At 60.1% G+C, this 22856-nt stretch carries 25 protein-coding genes; 13 read left to right on the plus strand and 12 right to left on the minus strand.

Going from position 1 to position 22856, the window contains the following annotated elements:
* Positions 1-36: 36 nt before the first annotated feature.
* On the minus strand, positions 37-1368 hold the full coding sequence (locus tag AEQ63_RS12460) for an aminotransferase-like domain-containing protein (protein ID WP_064363612.1): 1332 nt from the start codon (positions 1366-1368) through the stop codon (positions 37-39).
* 89 nt (positions 1369-1457) lie between these two features.
* Here AEQ63_RS12460 and AEQ63_RS12465 point away from each other — a divergent pair, with 89 nt between their 5' ends.
* Positions 1458-2351 (plus strand): DMT family transporter, encoded by an 894-nt coding sequence (locus tag AEQ63_RS12465; RefSeq protein ID WP_064363613.1) that lies wholly within the window; start codon positions 1458-1460, stop codon positions 2349-2351.
* A gap of 3 nt (positions 2352-2354) precedes the next feature.
* Here the strand turns inward: AEQ63_RS12465 and AEQ63_RS12470 are convergent, their stop codons facing one another.
* Positions 2355-3170 (minus strand): AraC family transcriptional regulator, encoded by an 816-nt coding sequence (locus AEQ63_RS12470; RefSeq protein WP_064363614.1) that lies wholly within the window; start codon positions 3168-3170, stop codon positions 2355-2357.
* Between the two features lie 130 nt (positions 3171-3300).
* On the opposite strand from AEQ63_RS12470, the gene AEQ63_RS12475 reads away from it, so the two are divergent.
* Complete coding sequence (locus tag AEQ63_RS12475; protein ID WP_064363615.1) at positions 3301-3819, plus strand: carboxymuconolactone decarboxylase family protein; 519 nt, start codon at positions 3301-3303, stop codon at positions 3817-3819.
* 185 nt (positions 3820-4004) lie between these two features.
* Complete coding sequence (locus AEQ63_RS12480) at positions 4005-6227, plus strand: response regulator (RefSeq protein WP_064363616.1); 2223 nt, start codon at positions 4005-4007, stop codon at positions 6225-6227.
* On the opposite strand, the gene AEQ63_RS12485 is transcribed toward AEQ63_RS12480, so the two are convergent.
* Positions 6195-7640: a SulP family inorganic anion transporter gene (locus AEQ63_RS12485; RefSeq protein WP_064363617.1), complete on the minus strand. Its 1446-nt coding sequence runs from the start codon at positions 7638-7640 to the stop codon at positions 6195-6197. The two genes, AEQ63_RS12480 and AEQ63_RS12485, sit on opposite strands and share 33 nt — an antisense overlap.
* A 158-nt stretch (positions 7641-7798) precedes the next feature.
* Between AEQ63_RS12485 and AEQ63_RS12490 the strand changes: the two genes are divergently transcribed.
* Positions 7799-8140, plus strand: a complete 342-nt coding sequence (locus tag AEQ63_RS12490) for a DUF7693 family protein (RefSeq protein ID WP_064363618.1) — start codon at positions 7799-7801, stop codon at positions 8138-8140.
* Here AEQ63_RS12490 and AEQ63_RS12495 read toward each other — a convergent pair.
* The 3 genes from AEQ63_RS12495 to ggt form a co-directional block, all read right to left on the minus strand.
* Positions 8110-9123 carry a lysozyme inhibitor LprI family protein gene (locus AEQ63_RS12495; RefSeq protein WP_064363619.1) on the minus strand — a complete coding sequence of 338 codons (1014 nt, stop codon included), beginning with the start codon at positions 9121-9123 and terminating at the stop codon, positions 8110-8112. The genes AEQ63_RS12490 and AEQ63_RS12495 overlap by 31 nt on opposite strands.
* Before the next feature lie 764 nt (positions 9124-9887).
* Positions 9888-10421, minus strand: coding sequence for a cysteine hydrolase family protein (locus tag AEQ63_RS12500; protein ID WP_064363620.1), 534 nt, complete (start codon positions 10419-10421; stop codon positions 9888-9890).
* A gap of 65 nt (positions 10422-10486) precedes the next feature.
* Positions 10487-12214 carry a gamma-glutamyltransferase gene (gene ggt / locus AEQ63_RS12505; RefSeq protein WP_064363621.1) on the minus strand — a complete coding sequence of 576 codons (1728 nt, stop codon included), beginning with the start codon at positions 12212-12214 and terminating at the stop codon, positions 10487-10489.
* Between the two features lie 150 nt (positions 12215-12364).
* Between ggt and AEQ63_RS12510 the strand changes: the two genes are divergently transcribed.
* Complete coding sequence (locus AEQ63_RS12510) at positions 12365-12880, plus strand: methylated-DNA--[protein]-cysteine S-methyltransferase (RefSeq protein ID WP_064363622.1); 516 nt, start codon at positions 12365-12367, stop codon at positions 12878-12880.
* Positions 12881-12955: 75 nt separating this feature from the next.
* On the opposite strand, the gene AEQ63_RS12515 is transcribed toward AEQ63_RS12510, so the two are convergent.
* The 3 genes from AEQ63_RS12515 to AEQ63_RS12525 form a co-directional block, all read right to left on the minus strand.
* On the minus strand, positions 12956-13543 hold the full coding sequence (locus AEQ63_RS12515) for an NUDIX domain-containing protein (protein WP_064363623.1): 588 nt from the start codon (positions 13541-13543) through the stop codon (positions 12956-12958).
* A gap of 99 nt (positions 13544-13642) precedes the next feature.
* A complete protein-coding gene (locus tag AEQ63_RS12520) occupies positions 13643-14278 on the minus strand; it encodes a lytic polysaccharide monooxygenase auxiliary activity family 9 protein (protein WP_064363624.1) in 636 nt (211 codons plus the stop codon).
* Positions 14279-14499: 221 nt separating this feature from the next.
* Positions 14500-14937, minus strand: coding sequence for a hemerythrin domain-containing protein (locus AEQ63_RS12525; protein WP_064363625.1), 438 nt, complete (start codon positions 14935-14937; stop codon positions 14500-14502).
* Between the two features lie 151 nt (positions 14938-15088).
* Between AEQ63_RS12525 and AEQ63_RS12530 the strand changes: the two genes are divergently transcribed.
* A complete protein-coding gene (locus tag AEQ63_RS12530) occupies positions 15089-15514 on the plus strand; it encodes a GNAT family N-acetyltransferase (protein ID WP_064363626.1) in 426 nt (141 codons plus the stop codon).
* Positions 15515-15617: 103 nt separating this feature from the next.
* Here AEQ63_RS12530 and AEQ63_RS12535 read toward each other — a convergent pair whose 3' ends face one another.
* The gene (locus tag AEQ63_RS12535; RefSeq protein ID WP_042609233.1) at positions 15618-15968 is read right to left on the minus strand and encodes a hypothetical protein; all 351 of its coding nucleotides are present in this window, start codon (positions 15966-15968) and stop codon (positions 15618-15620) included.
* 132 nt (positions 15969-16100) lie between these two features.
* On the opposite strand from AEQ63_RS12535, the gene AEQ63_RS12540 reads away from it, so the two are divergent.
* The 7 genes from AEQ63_RS12540 to AEQ63_RS12570 all read left to right on the plus strand — a co-directional run bounded on the left by AEQ63_RS12540 (position 16101) and on the right by AEQ63_RS12570 (position 20073).
* Positions 16101-16430 (plus strand): DUF6388 family protein, encoded by a 330-nt coding sequence (locus tag AEQ63_RS12540; RefSeq protein WP_064363627.1) that lies wholly within the window; start codon positions 16101-16103, stop codon positions 16428-16430.
* A 175-nt stretch (positions 16431-16605) separates the two neighbouring features.
* Positions 16606-16998, plus strand: a complete 393-nt coding sequence (gene tusD / locus AEQ63_RS12545) for a sulfurtransferase complex subunit TusD (RefSeq protein ID WP_042609397.1) — start codon at positions 16606-16608, stop codon at positions 16996-16998.
* Between the two features lie 2 nt (positions 16999-17000).
* Complete coding sequence (tusC, locus tag AEQ63_RS12550) at positions 17001-17357, plus strand: sulfurtransferase complex subunit TusC (RefSeq protein ID WP_042609231.1); 357 nt, start codon at positions 17001-17003, stop codon at positions 17355-17357.
* Positions 17357-17650 (plus strand): sulfurtransferase complex subunit TusB, encoded by a 294-nt coding sequence (gene tusB / locus AEQ63_RS12555; RefSeq protein WP_064363628.1) that lies wholly within the window; start codon positions 17357-17359, stop codon positions 17648-17650. Before tusC ends, tusB begins: the two co-directional genes overlap by 1 nt.
* The gene (locus AEQ63_RS12560; protein ID WP_016770652.1) at positions 17647-17982 is read left to right on the plus strand and encodes a TusE/DsrC/DsvC family sulfur relay protein; all 336 of its coding nucleotides are present in this window, start codon (positions 17647-17649) and stop codon (positions 17980-17982) included. Before tusB ends, AEQ63_RS12560 begins: the two co-directional genes overlap by 4 nt.
* Entirely contained in the window at positions 17979-18980 is a 1002-nt protein-coding gene (locus tag AEQ63_RS12565) for a glycosyl transferase family protein (protein WP_042609229.1), read from the plus strand. Before AEQ63_RS12560 ends, AEQ63_RS12565 begins: the two co-directional genes overlap by 4 nt.
* Positions 18981-19071: 91 nt before the next feature.
* On the plus strand, positions 19072-20073 hold the full coding sequence (locus AEQ63_RS12570) for a glutathione S-transferase family protein (protein ID WP_064363629.1): 1002 nt from the start codon (positions 19072-19074) through the stop codon (positions 20071-20073).
* 94 nt (positions 20074-20167) lie between these two features.
* Here the strand turns inward: AEQ63_RS12570 and cysG are convergent, their stop codons facing one another.
* Together cysG and serS are read right to left on the minus strand one after the other, a co-directional pair.
* Positions 20168-21562 carry a siroheme synthase CysG gene (gene cysG / locus AEQ63_RS12575; RefSeq protein WP_064363630.1) on the minus strand — a complete coding sequence of 465 codons (1395 nt, stop codon included), beginning with the start codon at positions 21560-21562 and terminating at the stop codon, positions 20168-20170.
* Positions 21563-22843, minus strand: coding sequence for a serine--tRNA ligase (serS, locus tag AEQ63_RS12580; RefSeq protein WP_064363631.1), 1281 nt, complete (start codon positions 22841-22843; stop codon positions 21563-21565).
* Positions 22844-22856: the final 13 nt, after the last annotated feature.

The following is a 22856-nucleotide window of genomic DNA, read 5'->3' on the forward strand; positions in this document are numbered from 1 at the left end:
CAGTCCAAACCCGGCTTTTCATGGCGTGAGCGCAGTTTACAGATAAGCGCCGACGATCGTTCTGACGGTGGTCAACGCCTGACGCAACACGTCCATGTTGACCGAACCCAGCGCCAGACGAATCGCATGGGGCGTATTGGTCGACAGGGAAAACGGCTCGGCGGTGGTGACGGAAACCTGGTGTTGCATCAACTCGACCACGACCTGATCGGCGCGCACGTCTTCGGGCAACGGCAGCCACAGAAAATACGAAGCCGGATGAGCGATATAGCGCAGCCCTTTCAGCACCTCGGCCGCCAAGGCCTGACGCGCCATCGCATCGTGACGTTTTTGCTGTTCAAGCACCGTGACCGTCCCATCATCGAGCCAGCCGCAGGCAATGGCGGTCATCACCCCGGGCGTGTTCCACGTCGTCGCGCGAATGATCCTCTCCAGCGCCGGCACTTGCGACAACGGCGCCGCAATAAAGCCGACCCGCAAACCGGTGGCGATGTTTTTCGACAGACCCGAGACGTAAAACGTCCGTTCCGGCGCCAGGTCGATCAAGGTTCGCGGCGGGCTCGCGACCAGAAACGCGTAGGCCGCGTCTTCTATCAGCGTCAGATCATGCCGACGGGCAATCGCGACCAATTGCTCGCGCTGTTTCAGCGGCATGACCGCGCCCAGCGGATTGTGCAGCGTCGGCATGCTGTACACGGCACGCACCGCCCGCTGGCGGCAGAGTTTGTCCAGCGCCTGAAGATCCGGGCCATGTTCCGTCATCGGAATCGCCAGCACTTCCAGATACAACGCGTCGGCCAGCACCTTGAATCCCGAATAGGTCAGCGCATCGGCGGCGATCACATCGCCGGGTTTGAGCAGTGCCATCAGCGTCACCGCCAGGCCTTGCTGAGCGCCGTTGACGATCAGCACTTGCCCGGCATCGACCGTCACGCCGCGTGTCGATAAATGCCGCGCCACCGAGGCGCGCTCGTGGGCACGCCCGGCGTGGGGCTGATAACGCAGCAGTGCTTCGAGATCACCGGACAACGCCAGTTGGCGCAACGCCGTGCGCAACAGCTCGGCCTGACCGGGCAACGCTGGGTAGTTGAAATTCAGGTCGATCATGCCGATCGCCACGTCTTTCTGATCGATACCCTGCCCCGGCGCCAGCGAGGTTTCACGGACGAAAGTCCCGCGCCCGGCTTCGCCACTGACCAGCCCCATCGCCTCGAGCTCGGCGTACACCCGTGAGGCGGTGACCAGCGCCAGTCCTTCCTGCGCGGCCAGTTGCCGGTGGGTTGGCAATCGCGTGCCCGGCGCCAATCGTCCACCACGAATGTCCGCCGCATAACGGTCAACCAGCGCTTTGTAACGAGACTTGGGCATGTCGGCTGTATCCATGACAATTTTTTGATTGTGCTGATTCTCGGCCCTAGGATCGCAGCGACACAAGCCACTTCTCGAGCGCGACCGCCATGAGCACTACTTCGACCGCAACCAACCCGACGCTGGAAAAAACCGGTGGCTGGATCAACGGTTTTATCGGCGTGCTGATCTTCAGCGGGTCGCTGCCGGCCACACGTCTGGCGGTGCTGGAGTTCGACCCGGTGTTCTTGACCGTGGTGCGAGCAGCGATTGCCGGTGTGTTGGCTGTGGGGCTTTTGTTGTTGTTCAAACAGCGGCGACCGGCGCGTCATCAGTGGCTGTCACTGTTGATTGTGGCGCTGGGCGTGGTACTGGGATTTCCGCTATTGACCGCGTTGGCGTTGCAGCACGTAACGTCAGCGCATTCGATCGTCTTTGTAGGATTGCTACCGCTGGCCACCGCGATGTTTGGCGTGTTGCGCGGCAGTGAGCGGCCACGACCGGTGTTCTGGATCTTCTCGATCCTGGGCAGTGCACTGGTGGTGGGCTTTGCCCTGTCCCAAGGCTTGAGCGCGTCGCCGACTGGGGACTTGCTGATGCTCGCGGCGATTCTGGCCTGCGGCCTCGGTTACGCCGAAGGCGCGAAACTCTCACGCAGCCTCGGCGGCTGGCAGGTGATCTGCTGGGCGCTGGTGGTGTCGTTACCACCGATGGCGCTGCTGAGCCTGTGGCTGGCGCCCGCCTCTTTCGCCAACATCAGTGTGTCGGCGTGGATGTGTCTGGGTTACGTATCGCTGTTCAGCATGCTGATCGGCTTCGTGTTCTGGTATCGCGGTCTGGCCCAGGGTGGGATCGCAGCGGTCGGGCAGTTGCAATTGCTGCAGCCGTTTTTTGGTCTGGCACTGGCGGCGACGTTGCTGCATGAGCAAGTCAGCGTGGGCATGCTCGGCGTCACGCTTGGGGTGATTCTCTGTGTGGCCGGGGCAAAGAAATTTGCCAGATAGTGTTCAGTGTTCGGTTTTCCATTGCCGAGGACTGAGTCCGGTCTTGCGCCGAAACGCCCGGGCCAGCGCCGACGGACTTTCATATCCCACCTCCTCGGCTATCAGTGCAATCGGCCGGCCTTCACGCAAGCGTTTTTGCGCAAGACTGACGCGCCAGCTCAACAGGTAATCGACCGGCGTCTGCCCGACCACGCGGCGAAACTGCTCTGCAAAACCGGCGCGGGACTGGTTCGCGGCTGCGGCCAGATCGCCGACGCTCCACGGCTTGTGCGGTTGCTCATGGATCAGGTTCAGAGCGCGGGATAAACGCGGATCAGCCAGCCCGGCCATCATGCCCGGCTGCTGATCACGACTGCCGATGAGATGGCGCAGCAGCAGAATCACCAGCAATTCGAACAGGCGATCCATCACCGCCACTCGTCCGCAATGCCCTTCGAAGGCTTCGTTGAACAGCCAGTCGAGGGTGCTGCGCAATTGCGGAATATCCGTGAGCTTCAACACCAGATAGTCGGGTAACGCGGCGGCCAGGGCATTGCCCGAACCGCCATCGAAGGTCAGCGAAGCACAGACAATCTGGCTGGCCATGGCATCGTCGGCAAACATCCGGTGGGTGAACGGCCGGGGAAAGAAAATCAGCGACGGTTGGTCAAGACGGATTTCCCGCTCATTGCCCGGCTTGAGCAGCAACGCCCCCGCTTGCAGAACATGCACGTGGCCGACCGGTTCGCCTTCGTGAACGCTGACGCCGCAAAATGCGCCGCTGTGAAAGGTGCCGGCGTTCACGCCGAAGTGACTGAGTAACGTAGAAAGGCGATCCACGGCTGACTCCCGAAGGCATATCTGGACGATCTGCCGCATATCCTCGACGATTTGCGGCCAAAGCGCTATCGGCAATCCCTAAGATCTCTCCATCGCCGCTGCACTTCGCCGCGCAATCTGGAGAATCACCATGAGCCGCATCCCTGCAATCAGCCTCGACACCGCCACCGACGCCGTCCGTCCTGCACTGGAAGGCGTGAAGAAAAAAATCGGTTTCCTGCCCAACGTCTTCACCACCCTCGCCCAGGCACCGGTTGCACTCGACACCTACCTGCAAGCCTCGGCGATCCTGGGCAAGACCTCACTCAGCGCCCAAGAGAAAGAAGCGATTTATCTCGCCACTTCGCAGGTCAACGGCTGCGACTACTGCCTGTCCGCACACACCGTGTTCGCCGGCAAGGCCGGGCTGTCGACACAGGACATCGTCGCGGCACGTCACGGCGAACTGAATGCCTACGCCGCCCTCGCCCGCCAGTTGACTGAAACCCGTGGCCACTTGAGCGACGCACAATTGGCCGCTGCCCGCGCCGCCGGTATCGATGACCGCAAGATCATCGAAGTGATTGCTCTGGTAGCCGTGCAGACGCTGACCAATTACCTGAACAACACTGCGCTGACCGACATTGACTTCCCGGCCGTCGAGGCCTGAGCAGTCGCTCACGAACTGAAGAAAAATCCGCTGGCGAAAAGATGCTCTTTTCGCCAGCGCTGTTTTTTGCTGCCATGATGTATGTCAGAAAACTCGTAGCGCAAACAGTGTCTGGTGCGCTGAAACCAAACACCCTGCGCGCAGGTCTTTGTTCTCTGACAAATGCCCGGGAAGACACGAACCCCATGACAGACTGGTTGCAAGACAACGGCGAGATGGCGGGGCAGATCCGCCGTCACGACTGGGCGAAAACGCCCCTCGGCCCGTTGGAACACTGGCCCGATGTGCTCAAGACCACCGTCTCGCTCAGTCTTGCCTCACATTTTCCTCAGGCGATCGTCTGGGGCCCGCAGCTGATCACCCTGTATAACGACGCCTTCGTGCCGATTCTCGGCGACAAGCCACAGGCGTTGGGACGGCCTTTCAGCGACATCTGGAAAGAAGCCTGGCATGAGATCAGACCGATCGCCGAGGCGGCATTTGCCGGCCACGCTACCTATATCGAAAACTTTGCCCTCAACATCGAGCGCGGCAGCGGGCCGGAGCAGGCGTTCTTCACCTTCTGCTACAGCCCGATTCGTGACTCGCTGGGCAATGTCGTGGGCATGCTCGACACGGTCACCGAGACCACCCAAACCGTCTATCTCAATCAACGCCTGGCAGTACTCGACGCCATCGGCAACGCGGTGACCAATGCCACCGATGCGCAAGCAATCCTGGCGGCGAGCACGCGGCTGATGGTCGAGCAATTGCAATTGTCCAACTGCGCTTACGCCGACATGGATGCCGATGAGGATGGCTTCACCATTCGCGGCGACTATGCCGCGCCGGGCTCGCCCAGCATCGTCGGGCACTACCGCTTGCGCGATTTCGGTGAGAAGGCTGTACGTCTTCTGCGCGCCGGGGAGCCGCTGGTCATCCACGACAACCGTAGCGAACTGCCGCCTGAAGAGTCGGCGACCTTTCAGGCCATCGGCATCACCGCGACGATTTGTGTACCACTGATCAAGCAGGGCCGCCTGACTGCGCTGATGGCCGTCCACGACAAGGTACCGCGCGTCTGGTCGCGCTTTGAGCAGGCATTGATGAGCGAAGTGACCGAACGGTGTTGGGCGCACATCGAGCGGGTGCGCGCCGACGCCAATGTGCGCGAAGGTCTGTTGGCCCTGGCTGAACTCAATGCGACGCTGGAGCAACGGGTCGAAGAACGCAGCCTGCGCCTGGCCCAGGCGGAATCGGCGCTACGCCAGTCGCAAAAGCTCGAAGCCATCGGTCAATTGACCGGCGGCGTGGCCCATGACTTCAACAATCTGCTGACAATCATTCGTTCGTCAGTGGACTTTCTGCGTCAGCCCAACCTGCCGGAGGAACGCCGCCAACGTTATATGCGTGCGGTTTCCGACACGGTCGAGCGTGCCTCCAAACTGACCAGCCAGTTGCTCGCTTTCGCTCGGCGCCAGCCGCTCAACCCGCAAGTGGTCGATGCCGGGGAGCGTCTGGCCAACATCGGCGACATGCTCGAATCGGTCACCGGCGCGCAGATTCATGTGTGCGTCGAACGCCCCGCTCATCCCTGCTACATCCGCGTCGATCTCAGTCAGTTCGAAACCGCGTTGATCAATATTGCGCTTAACGCCCGCGACGCCATGAACGGTCAGGGCGAACTGAAACTGCGCCTGGAATGCCACAAACCGCTGCCGTCGATTCGCGGCCATGCCGGTTCAAGCAGCCACTTCGTGTCGATCGCCCTCGCCGACACCGGGGCCGGTATCGACGCGCACACCCTCGAACACATCTTCGAACCGTTCTTCACCACCAAGCCTGTCGGCAAAGGCACGGGGCTGGGGCTGTCGCAAGTATTCGGCTTCGCCAAGCAGTCAGGGGGCAACGTCGACGTCTCCAGCGTGCTCGGCCAAGGCACCGAGTTCACCTTGTATTTGCCGCAAGTGCCAGCGGACGAGGCTGAACTGGACAACACCGAGGACAATGGCGAGGTGCAGCCGGCCTGCGAAAAGCGCCGGGTGCTGGTGGTCGAGGACAACCTGGACGTCGGCCGTTTCGCCAATCAGATCCTCCAGGACCTGGGCTATGAAACTGCGTGGGCGACCAACGCCGAAGAAGCCCTGCAACTGGCGGGCAGCGATGCCATGGCGTTCGATGCAGTGTTTTCCGACGTGGTCATGCCGGGCATTACCGGCGTCGCATTGGCTAAAGAGCTGCGCCAGCGCCGTCCGGATCTGCCGGTGATTCTGACTTCCGGTTACAGCGAAGAACTGGCGCGCAGTGGTTATGAAGGTTTCGAATTTCTTGCCAAACCCTACTCCGCTGAACAGGTCTCGCGGATTCTCGGCAAGACCTGGGCAACGCCCGCGACGTCAGTCGTGAGCGACGCCAGCGCGCTTGAGTAATTTCTTGCAGCGTTCCGACAGATGAAACACCTGTAGCTGCTTGCCGGCCTTGGCGTAGCGTTCCCGCAGGGTTTTCAACGCGGCAATCGCCGAGTAATCGACAAAGCTCAAATGCCGGCAGTCGAGAGTGACTTTGGCCGGATCGTTGGCCGGATCGAACTGGTTGAGAAACGGCGTGGTCGAGGCAAAGAACAGCGTGCCGTGCAGGCGATAGAGTTTGCTGCCATCGGCCTCCAGATGTTCATCGGCGTACAGTTCGCGCGCCTGCTGCCAGGCAAAGTTGAGCGCGGCGATGATGATCCCGCAGAGCACCGCCGTCGCCAGGTCGGTAAACACAGTGATAGTGGTCACGGCGATGATCACCAGCACATCGTGCAGCGGCACCTTGTTGATCACCCGCAACGAAGCCCAGGCGAAGGTCTGCTGCGACACCACGAACATCACCCCCACCAGTGCTGCCAACGGAATGCGCTCGATCAGCGGCGACAGAAACAGAATGAACAACAGAATCAACACACCCGCGACCACGCCGGACAAGCGCCCGCGGCCGCCGGAGCTGAGGTTGATCACGGTCTGACCGATCATCGCGCAACCGCCCATGCCGCCGAACGCGCCGGACACCATGTTCGCCGCGCCGAGCGCCACGCACTCGCGATCCGGGTAACCACGAGTCTCGGTGATTTCGTCGGTCAGGTTCAGCGTCAGCAAGGTTTCCAGCAGGCCGACCATCGCCATCAGGATCGCGTACGGGGCAATGATGCGCAGGGTTTCGAAATTCCATGCAATGTCCGGCAAAGCGAAGGTCGGCAGACCTCCGGCGATGTGCGCCATGTCACCGAGGGTGCGGGTCGGCAGGCCGAACAGGTAGACCAGCAGACCAACGCCAAGAATCGCCACCAGTGCTGGCGGCACCGCTTTGGTCAGGCGCGGCAGGATATAAACGATGGCCATGGTCAGCAGCACCAGCCCGGTCATCAGGTACAACGGCGTACCGCTGAGCCAGTGCTCGCCGCTTTTGAAATGCTCCAGTTGCGCCAGGGCAATGATAATCGCCAGGCCATTGACGAAACCGAGCATCACCGGATGCGGCACCATGCGCACCAGTTTGCCCAGGCGCAACAGCCCGAACGCCATCATGATCAGACCGCCGAGCAGCACCGTCGCCAACAGATACTGCACGCCGTGTTGCCCCACCAGCGCGACGATCACCACCGCCATCGACCCCGCCGCGCCGGAGACCATACCCGGTCGGCCGCCGAACAAAGCGGTCAGCGTACAAATGATGAACGCGCCGTACAGCCCCATCAGCGGATTGAGATGCGCTACCAGCGCGAAGGCAATGCATTCGGGCAACAGGGCGAACGAGGTGGTGAGTCCGGCCAGGACATCGGCGCGCAGACGAATCGGTTTCATGGCTTACCTGACTGAGCGGCCGATGGGCGGCCGCCGGTTTCGCGAAAAAAGAGGGAGGCGAATGTTACGGAATTGTTCGGCCTCGGGCCAGTGAAACGCTGACACCGATTCGCGCGAGCCTTATCCTTGCACGCTTGTCCATTGAATCGGGTTGCAGCATGTCAGCGTTTTTGTCCGCCCGGGATGTGTGTCAACGTCTGCGCGATGCCGCGCTGGGTGTGCTTGCGTTCGAAGTCTGCGAGGTGATTTCCGAATCCGGGCTGATTGCCGTGGATATCGAGGGCTGGCGTTTGCTGCTGGATTTCACCGAGGGACACTTGCATCACTGTGAATCCGCTCGCAACTGCGCCGGGGACGAAGCGACGCTGAACACATGGCAGCGTTATGGCACTGACCCGGTGAGTCTGCTCAGCACGTGGGAACTGGCGCAAATCGAGCGTTTGCTGCGTGAGGCGAATCGGCTCGACGTTCAGGGCACCATTTCCAGAATCGGTGAATGATTTTCCTGCATGCGGTCGTACCAGCCTTGCAGCACATCAGGCAGCCGATACTTCCACTTCGTTACGTTGGTGTAGTACCGCAGATGTTCATGGCCCTGGTCATCGTAGCTTTTGAAGATCAGCCAGACCTGCGCATCGGCGGCACTCATCAGGATGCCGATGTCGCCCAGACCACGCATCCACATTTCTACCACCCGAGCATCAGGCACATCTTTTGAGGCCTCGCCGACCTGCAAGGAACCCGAGGTCTCTACCAGTTTCTGGTAGTCGGCCTTGAGCAACGAACGCAGCGCCTGATCCTCCGCGGTCGTGCGGGCAAGGCCCAGGCTGAGCAGATCGTAATCCAGCGTCAGCGGTTGTTCGGAGGCAATATACCGACCGGCGTAATACACGCCCATGCCACCGCCGCAGTCGGAATCCGCACCGCTTTGCGCGACGGTCAGTACGCCATTGATGGGTGTGAAGGTGAGTTTGCAGGCGTCCGCGGCGTAAACGGCTATTCCATCTTTGAGTACGGCAACTCCAGTCAGATCGCCGGAATTGGCTCCCTCGCCTGCTGATACATCGATGTCGATATGCGTAGCATCGCGACGCTGGGTAACGATGGTCGCCGAGGTTGAGGTGCCTGGCGGGATCAATTGCCATGTGGCATCCCAACTGAACGGCTTAACCGCATGTTCGAGTTCGGTGAGGCGCATCAGGTATTCGCGACGCAGACACGCGCCCAGGGCACCACAAGCGTTACGGTTTTTCAGCCATTGGCGTTGGTCGGTTTTCAGGGTTTTGGGATCGGCAACTTTGTCCAGAGTGGTCCGCCATTGCTCAGCGAGTTTGTCGTCGAGGCTCGAGAGGTACGGGTCGTTGCAGATGGCTGTTTCGGTTTTGCTGGCGGCGCTGGTGCAATCGAAACTGCTGGCGTGGGCGGTGCAGGCAAGGGCGAGAGCTGCCAGCGCCAAGGCGTTACGCAGGGAGATAGCGAACATCGAGAGATTCCATTCTTCGGATGGCGGGGAGTATGCCAGTGCTGCTGCCGGAAATCGCCGTTCTCGTAGCGCACGCGGTCACATTATGAGAGCGAGCCTGCTCACGAAAGCGGTGTGTCAGTCACAGATAAATCGCCTGACCTGCCGCCTTCGTGAGCAAGCCCACTCCCACAGGATTTAGCGCTACCCCCTCCATTCCCGGCAACCCACAAAACCAATGTGGGAGCGAGCCTGCTCGCGAAAGCGGTGTGTCAGTCACAGATAAATCGCCTGACCTGCCGCCTTCGTGAGCAAGCCCACTCCCACAGGATTTAGCGCTACCGCCTCCATTCCCGGCAACCCACAAAACCAATGTGGGAGCGAGCCTGCTCGCGAAAGCGGTGTGTCAGTCACAGATAAAATGCCTGACCTGCCGCCTTCGTGAGCAAGCCCACTCCCACAGGATTTCGCGCTACACCCGCCATCCCCGGCAACCCACAAAACCAATGTGGGAGCGAGCCTGCTCGCGAAAGCGGTGTGTCAGCCACAGATAAAATGCCTGACCTGCCGCCTTCGTGAGCAAACCCACTCCCACAGGATTTAGCGCTACACCCGCCATCCCCGGCAACCCACAAAACCAATGTGGGAGCGAGCCTGCTCGCGAAAGCGGTGTGTCAGCCACAGATAAATCGCCTGACCTGCCGCCTTCGTGAGCAAGCCCACTCCCACAGGATTTCGCGCTACACCCGCCATCCCCGGCAACCCGCAAGGTGGGGTGAGTACGTTTAGAAGGTGATGTCGGCTGCAAGTTTGACGTCGATTCGCGCTACGGAGCTCGTGAGCTGGGCGAAGTCCTTGTTGTGTTGGGCAATGATGTCGTCGGCGCTCATGGTGCCGTTGTCGACTGTCGAATGCGCGTCTCCCGCAACCACTATGTCGTAGCCCAGCGTATGCGCGCTGCGCACCGTGGCGTTGACGCAGTAGTCGGTTTGCAGGCCGCAGATGATCAGCCGCTCGAAATCTTCGCTGGGCAGCAGCTTGCCGAGGTCGGTCTGATAGAAAGAATCCCCGGTGGTTTTGCGTACACGCAGGTCTTGCGGTGATGTCTCCAGCCCTTCGGCCAGTTGCCAACCTTCGGCTTGGTAAGCCAACGGGCTGTCCTTCTCCTCATGTTGAATCAGCACTACCGGAACGCCGGCGTCCCGGGCGCGCTGGCTCAGATCATTGATCGTGGCGATCACGCGGTCGATCTCAAAACACTGATACTCACCAGCACACAGCGCCTGCTGGACGTCGATGATCAGTAATGCGGTGGTCATGTCGAGCCTTCCTTGATCAGTCCTTGAAGATGGGGCGGACTTGAGCCCGCCCCTTTTTACTCCGCTCAGTAACCCAATGACAAGCCGGTATTGCGCCGTGGATCGTTGGCGCCGTAGAAGCGGTTCTTGCCAACCGGTTTGCCATCCAGCGACGGTGCGCCAACCAGAATCGCGGCGATATGGTTGGGATCCTGCGGGCCGGCAAACTTGTGGCCCCAGCTTTCAAGGATCTTTCGCGTATCCGGGCTGGCTGCGAAGTCTTCGAGGTTGGTTTCTTCCGGCATCCACTGCTGATGGAAGCGCGGCGCGTCGACTGCTTCCTGCAGGCCCATGCCGTAGTCGATGACGTTGAGCATGGTCAGCAAGGTCGCAGTAATGATCCGGCTACCGCCCGGCGTGCCAACCACCATGACCACTTTGCCGTCCTTGGTGACGATGGTCGGACTCATCGACGACAGCGGTGCCTTGCCCGGGGCAATGGCATTGGCTTCGCCCTGGACCAGCCCGTACATGTTCGGCACGCCGACCTTGGAGGTGAAGTCGTCCATTTCGTCGTTGAGGATCACCCCGGTCTTGCTCGCCATCACGCCCGCACCGAACCAGTCATTGAGGGTGTAAGTGACCGAGACAGCATTGCCCCACTTGTCGACGATCGAATAGTGCGTGGTATTGCTGCCTTCATGGGGCGCTACACCGGGCTTGAGTTCAGCCGATACGCCGGCCTTTTGCGGCTGGATGGCGTTGCGCAGTTTGGTCGCATAGTTCTTGTCCAGCAGGTGCTCGATCGGATTCTTCACGAAATCCGGATCGCCGAGGTAGCTGTTGCGATCGACGTACGCGTGGCGCATGGCTTCGATCTGGTAGTGCATGCCCTGAGCCGAATGGAAGCCCAGATCCTTCATCGGATAGCCTTCGAGGATGTTCATGATCTGGCAGATCACCACCCCGCCGGAGCTTGGCGGCGGCGCCGAGACCACGTGGTAACCGCGATAATCACACTCCACCGGGGCCAGTTCGCGAGTCTTGTACTTGTCCAGATCAGCCTGGGTGATGATGCCCGTGTTGGCCTGGCTGGAGGTGACGATGGCATCGGCGACCCAGCCTTTGTAGAAGCCGTCGGCGCCCTTGTCGGAAATCGTCCGCAGGGTTTTCGCCAGATCCTTTTGCACCAGTTTCTGCCCGACCTGCATCGGCTCGCCGTTGCTGAGGAAAATCGAGCCGGAATCGCGTATGTCCTTCTTGAACACATCCGTCGCGTATTCGAGCAGTTCGACATCGCCCTGCTGCAGTTCAAAACCATCTTCGGCCAGCTTGATCGCCGGGGCGATCATCTCCTTGCGCTGTTTGGTCCCGTATTTGCTCAGGGCCAGCTCCATGCCCGACACCGTGCCCGGTACGCCCACCGCCAGGTGACCGCGAGTACTCAGGTCCGGAATGACGTTACCTTCCTTGTCCAGATACATGTTCGCTGTCGCTGCCAGCGGAGCTTTCTCACGGAAATCGAGAAAGGTCTTGCGCCCGTCCGCCAGTTGAATGGTCATGAACCCGCCACCGCCAAGGTTGCCCGCAGCCGGGTAGACCACCGCCAGTGCATAGCCCACGGCCACAGCCGCATCCACGGCATTGCCGCCGTTTTTCAACACATCGACGCCAACGTGGGTCGCCAGATGCTGCGCGGTGACGACCATGCCGTTTTCCGCCGCAACCGGCGCCACCGATGCCGCATGAGCCATGAGACAGCTGAGCGCCAGGGAAGTCGCAATGAGCGATCTGGCCAAAGGTTCGTACTTCATGAGTCGATCTCTTTTTTGTTTTTGGGGACTGCGCGAAACGCAGGGCAACGCTTCAGGAGCAACAAGCAGTATGGTCGGCTTTGCGTATTGCGCCTCCCCGTTCAGCCAGTATGCTGACCGCGTTATCGCCCCCGCTCCGGAGTCGCCGTCATGCCTTATACGTTCATCACCCTGCCCTCGCCGGTCGGCGCATTGAAGCTGGTCGCGAACGGCAGTCGACTCGCGGCCATCCTCTGGGAAAACGACAAACCGAACCGGGTACGGCTTGGGCCGATGAGCGAAGCACCGGACAATCCGATCCTCATGCTGACCGCTCGGCAACTCGATGAATACTTTGCCGGCACACGAAATCGCTTCGATCTGGAGCTGGAATTTGTCGGCAGTGAATTCCAGAAAAAAGTCTGGGCGGCACTGCTGACCATTCCCTTCGGCGAGACGCGCACCTACAGCCAGATTGCTGCGCAGATTGGCCATCCGGCAGCGGTTCGAGCGGTCGGCGCCGCCAACGGGCGCAATCCGATTTCCATTGTTGCGCCGTGTCATCGGGTGATCGGCGCTTCGGGGAAACTGACTGGCTTCGCCGGTGGGCTTGACGCTAAAGAGCGCTTGCTGACGCTTGAGGGTGGCCAGTGGGCGCAGATCGGTAAAACCGGCGATCTGTTTTAGCCATTCAAGAAAGATCAGAAGATCGCAGCCTTCGGCGGCTCCTACATGAAGATGCGTTGAAGGCTGCGATGTTCATCAAGCGAACAGCTTGTTCATCGCTGCGTACTGCAACAACATGATGGTCTTGGCATCGCAGATCTCGCCGCGCTGGAATGCCGCCAGCGCCTCATCGAACCCCCACTCGAGCACTTCCAGTTCTTCGGTTTCTTCTTCCAGGCCGCCACCGTCGCTGACTTTGGACGCCGCGTCGTATTCGGCGATAAAGAAGTGCAGCTTCTCGGTCACCGAGCCGGGGCTCATATACGCCTCGAACACCTTCTTCACTTCATGCACGCGGTAACCGGTTTCCTCCTCGGCTTCGTCACGAATGCGTTGCTCGGGCGCGGCACCTTCGAGCAAACCCGCCGCCACCTCGATCAGCAAACCGTCATGGCCATTGACGAACACCGGCAAGCGGAACTGGCGGGGCCATACCACCGAGCGCTTTTCGCGGTTGAACAGCAGAATCGCCGCGCCGTTGCCCCGGTCGTAAACCTCGCGAGTCTGACGTTGCCACTCACCGTTGTTGCGGTGGTAATCGAAGGTGATTTTCTTCAGCAGATACCAGTCGTGGGACAACACTTGAGTGTCGACGATGTTGACCCGTTCGGCTGTGTTGGACATCGCGTCTGATCCTGTCTTCATGTGTGAGCTGCCATGGTCGGACAAATGCGCCGACAACAAAAGCCCGGCAGCGCTACCGGGCTCGCTCAGCGTCCGCTGTTACTGGAAGTCGACGTCGAAGGCCTGATAGAAGGCGTTGCCGGTGTTGGCGACGATCCACATCAGCACAATGACGTGATGGCCCCTCTTGTGCGCCGGCAGCTTCACTTCATGATCGACCTTCGCCTTCAACTCACCGGCATGACTGTAATAAGGCACCTGCGGGTAGAAGTCTTCGAAGAAAGGCTGTGCTTCCAGTTGTGCACGCGTGATCCGTTGCTGAGGATCCCAGCCTTCCCGGGTGATCAACCAGCGATAACCACGGGTGGTGTGCGGCGCGGTGTAGGTCCAACTGACCTTGAGGATCTGGCCCGGATCGACACTCAGCAGCGGCCAGTTGAAGGAACGACCGAGCTTCTTGCTCATTTCGTCACTGGTGTAGTTCACACAATCGCGGGCATCGGTCTTGCCGCCGCTGAGAATGTAGCCGTCAGCTGGCGGCGCGACGCTGGCAGAGTCGGTTTCGAAAGGCGATGGAAACGGTCCGGCCTCAATTGCCGGGAAGTTCTTGCCGCCTTCCATTTCATTGACCTGCCAGCCGCCGAGCAAGCCAAGGTCAATGGCGACAGCACCGCGACTGGCGGGTGAGATGACGCGACCGTGCTTCAGTTCGGTTTGTGGGATTGCCTGATTCATGTTTTTCACTCCGTTGATTTGAGAACTCTCCTTCCCGAGGAGAGGCCTTCAAGCTAACGGAGACGGTTTTTTTGTCCATTGGCGCTTTTGTCGCAGCGTGATCATGCAAAACCCAAAAAACCCGCAAACACTGGATGGATAACCAGTGATCGACGACGCATCGCACTCAACGTGTGGCTGAACGCCTACACGCTGAGTTGACGAAATCGCCCTTGGGCGATTCAAGACAGTTGCGCCTGGTACTCCTTTTCGTACTGTCCGGCGAGTTGCGTTTTCTGTTTATCGTCGAGCAGCTTGCCGGCCATCTGGAAGAATTTGTGCTCTTCTTCCTCAAGGTGGTGATGGACCTTGTCGGAAAGCTTCTTCGCCGTGGCCAGCCACGCTGGGCTGGACATCTCGGTCTCGTCGAGTTCTTCCATAATCTCGTCCATTTCATGGTGTTCGGAGATGGCGTGGCGGCTCAGATCAACGCCTTCGTCGATTGCCATCAGCGGGATGTAGAAGTGCCGCTCTTCGGCGGTTTCATGGGCTTGCAATTCTGCTTTGAGCTGTTTGTAGGCCTCGACCCGCTCAGGGCTGTCGCCGCTTGTCGCGATCAGCGCCTTGGCGTAAGCGCGCTGGCGCTCGTGGCTTTCGCGCAGGGCTTCAAAAATATTCACGGGATTTCCTCATCAATCGCGCTCAGGGAAAGGCGCGATGAAGCCTAGACCGCAGCGCTGGTTTGACGGTTCCGCTGGTTTGATCGAAGGGCTTGGAGGCGCCTGCACGGACGCGGTAGGCTGGACGCTCCATTACACAAGGAAGTCATGCATGAATTTGCGTATCGAGTTGACGCAGAATCCTACCGAGGAACAGCGCCAGGCCATTCTTCAACCATTGATTGAATACAACGATGCGAAAACCGGCATATCGAAAACAGAGCCGTTCGCCTTGATGGTCAAGGATGAGCATGGCGCGATACTGGGCGGTTTATACGGACGAGTGACTTTACGCTGGATGTTCATCGATCTCCTGTCAGTACCGGAACAAGGGCGAGGACAGGGGATTGGCTCCCAATTGATGGCTCAGGCACAAGCATTGGCTGAAGAGAAGAATTGCTACGGAATCTGGCTCGACACCTTCGACTTTCAGGCGCCGGAGTTTTACCAGAAACTGGGCTTCAGCCAGTTCGGTGAGATCGTTGACTATCCACCGGGACACAAGCGGCATTTCTTTCAGAAGCGCCTGATTGACTGATTGCGCCGTCGTCTTCGCGAGCACGCTCGCTCCCAAATTGGAATGCATTTCAACTTGTGGGAGCGAGCCTGCTCGCGAAAGCGCCAGTCGCCTCGACACCCAATCAGAGGCAGGTCGCCATCGCCGCCATCCGCCGCATCGCGACAAAATCATCCTGCTGCGCGTAGTAGTTGAGGGTCGTACCGGAGGCTTCGGTGATCACATCGACGAACGACTCCGCCGAGCGGGTGTAGACCGTCGTGCCGCCGGACTTGCGCGGTTCCAGATAGGCCGCCGCGTCGACGCCGAATACCGCTTCGTCCTGCCAGGCGAATTGCACGCACTGGGCGACGTCTTTCTCCGGCTTGTCCGAGGTCAGGACCTTGTCAGGGCTCTTGGTACGAGCGTCGTTCATCACCGAACCGGCGCACCCGGCCAACAGGGCCGCCGCCAGCGCTACCATCAGCATTCGCATTGCATTCGCTCATCGAGAAAAAAGCGGACTGTAGCACTGCAAGGCGGCAAATCGTTCTGCTTTACTGTTTTTAGGCGCGACATGCGCGAGCAACTGCGCCACCCTACGTCTTCAGCCACACAAGGAAATTACATGGCGCCTAGCGACCAGCGACATGAACACGCTCTGAAATTGTTTCTCGAAGCACGACCCGAACTGCGTGAAACCCTCGACCATCTCAACCCGCTGCTGGCTCAGGCGAAGGGCGAAACCCAGGCGCAGTATCGCGAAGAACGCCTGCATGAGGCGTTTGAAGAAGAGGCGGAAAGACAGGGGTTGTTCGCCTGGGAACTGACGTTGCAGTTGACCGCTGATTCGCCGGAGGAGTATCAGGCACAACGGCTCGAGGTGCATCGCGAGGTGGCGGAAATGGCGGGGTTGGACTGGATCGAGTATTGCGATCTTTACGGCATTACCCCGTAGCTTTCCTGTAGGAGTGAGCCTGCTCGCGATAGCGGTGTGTCAGCGAACGTTTTGTGGATGACACACCGCTATCGCGAGCAGGCTCACTCCTACAAGGGCATCGCGTAAAACTGAGGTTTCGCGGCTGCTGCAATAAAGCTTTATCATGGCCGCAGTTTCGCTGATCGAGTCCATCATGAAGTTCGCCATTGCGCTGTTTTCCGCCGCCCATGCGCCCTCCTCGCGCCGTGCCCTGCTGTTTGCCCAGGCCGCGCTGGCCGGCGGGCACGAGATTGTCCGGCTGTTTTTCTATCAGGACGGCGTGTTCAACGCCTCCGATGCAGTGGTGACGCCACAGGATGAACCGGACTTGCCCAAGCAATGGCGCGCCTTTATCAACGATAAGCAACTCGATGGCGTGGTTTGCATCGCCGCCGCGCTTCGCCGTGGTGTATTGAACGAAGAAGAAGCCAAGCGTTACCAGCGTGATGCGATTTCGCTCAGCGCACCGTGGGAATTGTCCGGTCTTGGTCAGTTGCACGACGCCGTGCAGGACGCTGACCGTCTTGTCTGTTTCGGAGGCGCGTGAACATGGCCAAATCGCTGTTGATCATCAGTCGCCAATCGCCCTGGTCCGGCCCCGGCGCGCGGGAAGCGCTGGACATAGTGCTGGCCGGGGGCGCCTTCGATTTGCCGATCGGCCTGCTGTTTCTCGATGACGGCGTGCTGCAACTGGCCGCCGGGCAGAACGCCAAGGCCCTGCAGCAGAAAGACCTCAGCGCCAACCTGCAGGCGTTGCCGATGTTTGGTGTCGAGGAGCTGTTCTATTGCGCAGAAAGCGCCCACGCGCGCGGTCTTGGCCAACTGTCGCTGGACGAAGCGCAGCCGCTTGCCACCGATCAAATCACTGCCCTTATTGACCGTTACGACCAGGTGATCACCCTCTGATGTCGACTTTGCATGTGTTGTCTCATTCCCCATTCGGCGACGACCGCCTGACCAGTTGCCTGCGCCTGCTCGGCAGCGCAGATGCGGTTTTGTTGGCCGGTGATGCGGTGTATGCGCTGCAACCGGACACTGTGCCGTTCTCTGCCCTGCAAGCACGGCCAGCCAATCTGTTTGTATTGGTTGAAGACGCTCAGGCCCGTGCGATCGAGGTTCCGGATTGGGCTGAAGCCATCGATTATCCGGCCTTCGTCGAGCTGTCGGTCCGTCACGCCAAGGTCAACAGCTGGCTATGAATTCGATGACCGTCGGCGCCCGCGCCATCGAACTGGACAAAGACGGCTTTCTCGTCGACCTCAGCGACTGGTCGGCCGAAGTCGCCAGCGCCCTTGCCGCCGCCGAGGACATCGAGTTGACCCCCGAACACTGGGAAGTCCTCGAACTGCTGCGCAGCTTCTACGCCGAGTTCCAGCTGTCCCCGGCCACGCGGCCGCTGATCAAGTACACCGCGTTGAAGCTTGGCGCGGACAAAGGCAACAGTCTGCACTTGAATCGACTGTTCAAAGGCACCCCTGCCAAACTCGCCGCGAAGCTGGCGGGCCTGCCCAAACCAACGAATTGCCTATGACCGACTTTCCAGCATTGACCCTCGAAACGCCTGCCGAGCATCCGTTCGCGCAATACGTACGGATTCTCGGCAAAGGCAAACGCGGCGCCCGCGACCTGACGCGTGAGGAAGCCCGCGAGGCGATGGGCATGGTGCTTGACGATCAGGTAGAAGATACGCAACTCGGCGCCTTCCTGATGTTGCTGCGGCACAAGGAAGAAAGCGCCGAGGAAATGGCCGGTTTCACCGAGGCGCTGCGCCAACGCTTGCAGGCGCCGGCAATGAATGTCGATCTGGACTGGCCGACCTACGCCGGCAAAAAACGCCATCTGCCGTGGTATCTGCTGGCAGCCAAATGTCTCGCACAGAATGGCGTACGCATTTTCATGCATGGCGGCGGCGCGCACACGGCCGGGCGTCTGTACAGCGAACAACTGCTGGGCGAACTGAACATTCCCCTGTGCCGCAACTGGCAGCAGGTCGGAACGGCACTGGACAACGGCGGCCTGGCCTTTATGCCGCTGGTGGACTGGGCGCCGCAGTTGCAGAAGATGATCGACCTGCGCAACACCCTCGGCCTGCGTTCACCGATCCACTCGCTGGCGCGGATTCTCAATCCGCTGGGCGCGCGTTGTGGCCTGCAAAGCATTTTCCATCCGGGCTACCAGGCGGTGCACCGCGATGCCAGCGGTTTGCTTGGCGATACGGCGATCGTGGTCAAGGGCGACGGCGGTGAAATCGAGATCAACCCCGACGCGACCAGCCATCTCTACGGCACAACCGGCGGTCAGAGCTGGGACGAAGAATGGCCACAGTTGTCAGCGCAACGCCACGTCAAACCCGCCTCGCTGGACATCGAACACTTGAAAGCCGTGTGGCGTGGCGACGTGGTCGACAGTTACCCGCAAATGGCCTTGATTGCGACCATGGCCCTTGCCCTGCGCGGCCTTGGTCAAAATCGTGAACAGGCGTTCATCACCGCCGAGCAATATTGGGCAGCACGCAACACATCGATCTAACCGATCATTAGCGCCCGATCTTTGCGCTTTTTGTTCGAACTCATCGGAATAGACTCGACTCCAACGCATATTGGTTTTGGGAGTCTTGATCATGGGTTTACTCGTCGACGGCCACTGGCAGGACAAGTGGTACGAAAGCAGCAAGGACGGCGCATTCCAGCGCGAGCAAGCGCAGCGACGCAACTGGGTAACCAGCGACGGCCAGCCCGGCCCCAGCGGCGAAGGCGGTTTCGCGGCCGAAGCCGGGCGCTACCACCTCTACGTTTCCCTTGCCTGCCCTTGGGCGCATCGCACGCTGATCCTGCGCAAACTCAAAGGGCTGGAAAGCCTGATCGGCGTTTCGGTCGTCAGCTGGCTGATGCTGGAAAACGGCTGGACCTTTGACAAGGCGCTCGGCTCGACCGGTGACAAGCTTGATGGCTTCGAATTCATGCATCAGCGCTATACCGCTGACACGCCTGACTACACCGGGCGTGTGACGGTGCCAGTGCTGTGGGACAAGAAACTCAAGCGCATCGTCAGCAATGAATCAGCGGAAATCATCCGCATGTTCAACAGCGCGTTCGACGATCTCACCGGCAACGATCTGGACTTTTACCCAGAGCCGCTACGCAACGAGATCGATGCACTGAACGAACGGATCTATCCAGCGGTGAACAACGGTGTCTACCGCGCCGGTTTTGCCACGTCGCAGCAGGCCTACGAACAGGCATTCGATGAAGTATTTGCCGAGCTGGATCATCTTGAGCAACTGCTGGGTGCCAATCGCTACCTGAGCGGGGAATACCTGACCGAAGCCGATGTGCGTCTGTTCACCACGATGATTCGCTTTGACGCGGTGTATCACGGCCACTTCAAGTGCAACCTGCGGCGGATTGCCGATTACCCGAACCTGTCGAACTGGCTGCGTGAGATGTATCAGTGGCCGGGGATTGCCGAAACGGTAGATTTTCAGCACATCAAGCATCACTACTACGGCAGTCACAAGACGATTAACCCGACGGGCGTTGTACCGAAGGGGCCGGAGCAGGATTTCAGCGTGGCCCATGATCGGGCGCGGTTGATTGGGAAAGGGGTTTGGCGCAGGGGCTAACCACAAAAGCAAAAGATCGCAGCCTTCGGCAGCTCCTACATGAGAATGCGTTCCCTGTAGGAGCTTCCGAAGGCTGCGATCTTTTTGCTTTGACTCAGATTTGCGCCTGCGCCCCTTCGAACCAGGCCAGTTTCTCGCGCAGTTGCACCACTTCACCGACGATTACCAATGTCGGCGCATGCACTTCATGCTCCGCCACCAATCGCGGCAAGTCGGCCAGCGTGCCGGTAAAGACCCGCTGATTGATCGTGGTGCCCTGCTGAATCAACGCCGCCGGAGTTTCAGCTGCGCGGCCGTGTCTGATCAACTGCTCGCAGATGACCGGCAACCCCACCAGGCCCATGTAGAACACCAGCGTCTGCGCCGGGGCCACCAGGTCAGCCCATGGCAGATCGGTGGAACCATCCTTCAAGTGCCCAGTGACAAACCGCACGGACTGCGCGTGGTCGCGATGGGTCAGCGGAATTCCCGCGTAGGCCGCACAACCGCTGGCCGCCGTGATCCCGGGTACCACCTGGAACGGGATGCCGTGAGCGGCGAGTTCTTCAATCTCCTCACCACCGCGGCCGAAGATAAACGGATCGCCGCCCTTCAACCGCACCACGCGCTTGCCGGCCTTGGCCAAATCGACCAGTTGCTGGTTGATCTGGTCCTGCGGCACCGCATGTTCGGAACGACGCTTGCCGACATACACCCGCTCGGCATCGCGACGGCACAATTCCAGAATCGCCGGTGCCACCAGACGATCGTAGAGCACCACGTCGGCTTGCTGCATCAGACGCAGTGCGCGAAAGGTCAACAGATCCGGATCACCCGGGCCGGCACCGACCAGATAAACCTCGCCAGTGGTGACCATTGGCTCGCCATCCACCTTCGCCTGCAACAGACGCTCGGCTTCAGCGCCCTGCCCGGCCAGTTGCCGATCGGCGATCGGGCCCTGAAACACGTCTTCCCAGAAGCCACGACGCTGCTGCACATCCGGAAACAGGTTTTTCACCTGATGGCGGAAACGTGCAGCCAGCCCAGCCAACTGACCGTAAGTAGAGGGAATCCAGGTTTCAATCTTGGCGCGGATCAGACGCGCCAGTACCGGCGCATCGCCGCCGCTGGAGACGGCGATGATCAACGGCGAGCGATCGACGATCGCCGGGAAGATCACGCTGCACAGGGCAGGCGCATCGACCACGTTGACCGGCACGCAACGCCGATGCGCGTCGGTGGAGACTTGCGCATTCAGCGTTTCGTCGTCGGTGGCGGCAATGATCAGCCCGCAACCGTCCAGATCCGTCTCGACGTAGCCGCGCAACAGGCATTCACCGCCGCTGCCAGCGACCAGTTCGGCCAGTTGCGTTTCGATTTCAGGTGCGACCACCCGCAGCAGCGCACCGGCATCGGCCAGCAGGCGGGATTTGCGCAAGGCAATTTCCCCCCCACCGACGACCAACACACGACTGCCGCGCAGGTTGTGAAACAGCGGCAGATATTTCATTTAGCCGATGACCTCAAGGCCACCCATGTACGGCTTGAGCACGTCCGGCACACGGATGGAACCGTCGGCCTGCTGATAGTTTTCCAGCACGGCAACCAGGGTACGACCGACCGCCAGCCCGGAACCGTTCAAGGTGTGCACCAGCTCAGGCTTGCCGGTTTCCGGGTTACGGAAACGCGCCTGCATGCGACGCGCCTGGAAGTCGCCGCAGTTGGAGCACGAAGAGATTTCGCGGTATTTGTCCTGGCTCGGGATCCACACTTCCAGATCGTAGGTCTTGACCGCGCGGAAACCCATGTCGCCGGTGCACAGTGCCAGGGTGCGGTAAGGCAGGCCGAGGAGTTGCAAGACTTTTTCGGCGTTGGCGGTCAGGCCTTCCAACGCTTCCATCGATTGCGACGGCTCAACGATCTGCACCATCTCGACCTTGTCGAACTGGTGCTGGCGAATCATCCCGCGCGTGTCGCGACCCGACGCGCCGGCTTCGCTACGGAAGCACGGGGGGTGGGCGACGAACTTGATCGGCAGCGACTTCGAATCGACGATTTCGCCGGCAACGATGTTGGTCAGCGATACTTCGGCAGTCGGGATCAGGTACAGATCGGCTTCGCCTTCACGGACGATCTTGAACAGGTCTTCTTCGAACTTCGGCAGTTGACCGGTGCCTTGCAGTGCCGGTGCCTGGACCAGATAAGGCGTGTACGCCTCTTCGTAGCCATGCTCGTTGACGTGCAGGTTGATCATGAACTGTGCCAGCGCGCGATGCAGACGCGCGATCGGGCCACGCAACAAGGCGAAACGAGCGCCAGACAGCTTGGCAGCGGTTTCGAAGTCCAGCCAGCCGAACTTTTCGCCGAGAGCGACGTGATCTTTCACTTCAAAATCGAATTGGGTTGGCGTGCCCCAGCGGCGCACTTCGACGTTGTCGTCTTCGTCCTTGCCGACCGGCACCGACTCGTGCGGCAGGTTCGGGATACCGAGCAGGATCGAATCGAGTTCGGTCTGGATCGCGTCCAGCTCGACCTTGCCAGCGCTCAGTTCGCCCGCCATGCGCTCGACGTCCGCCATCAGCGGCGCGATGTCTTCGCCACGCTGCTTGGCCTGCCCGATGGATTTGGAACGCGCGTTACGCTCAGCCTGCAGTGCTTCGGTGCGGGTCTGGACGGTCTTGCGCTGTTCTTCCAGCGCTTCGATGCGCGCGGTGTCCAGGGCAAAGCCACGGGAAGCCAGGCGGTCCGCTACGTCCTGAAGGTTGCTACGTAACAGTTTGGAATCGAGCATGTCGGTTTCTCGT

The sequence above is a fragment of the Pseudomonas sp. RIT-PI-o genome (assembly GCF_001297215.1).
GTDB classification, from domain to species: Bacteria; Pseudomonadota; Gammaproteobacteria; order Pseudomonadales; family Pseudomonadaceae; genus Aquipseudomonas; species Aquipseudomonas moraviensis_A.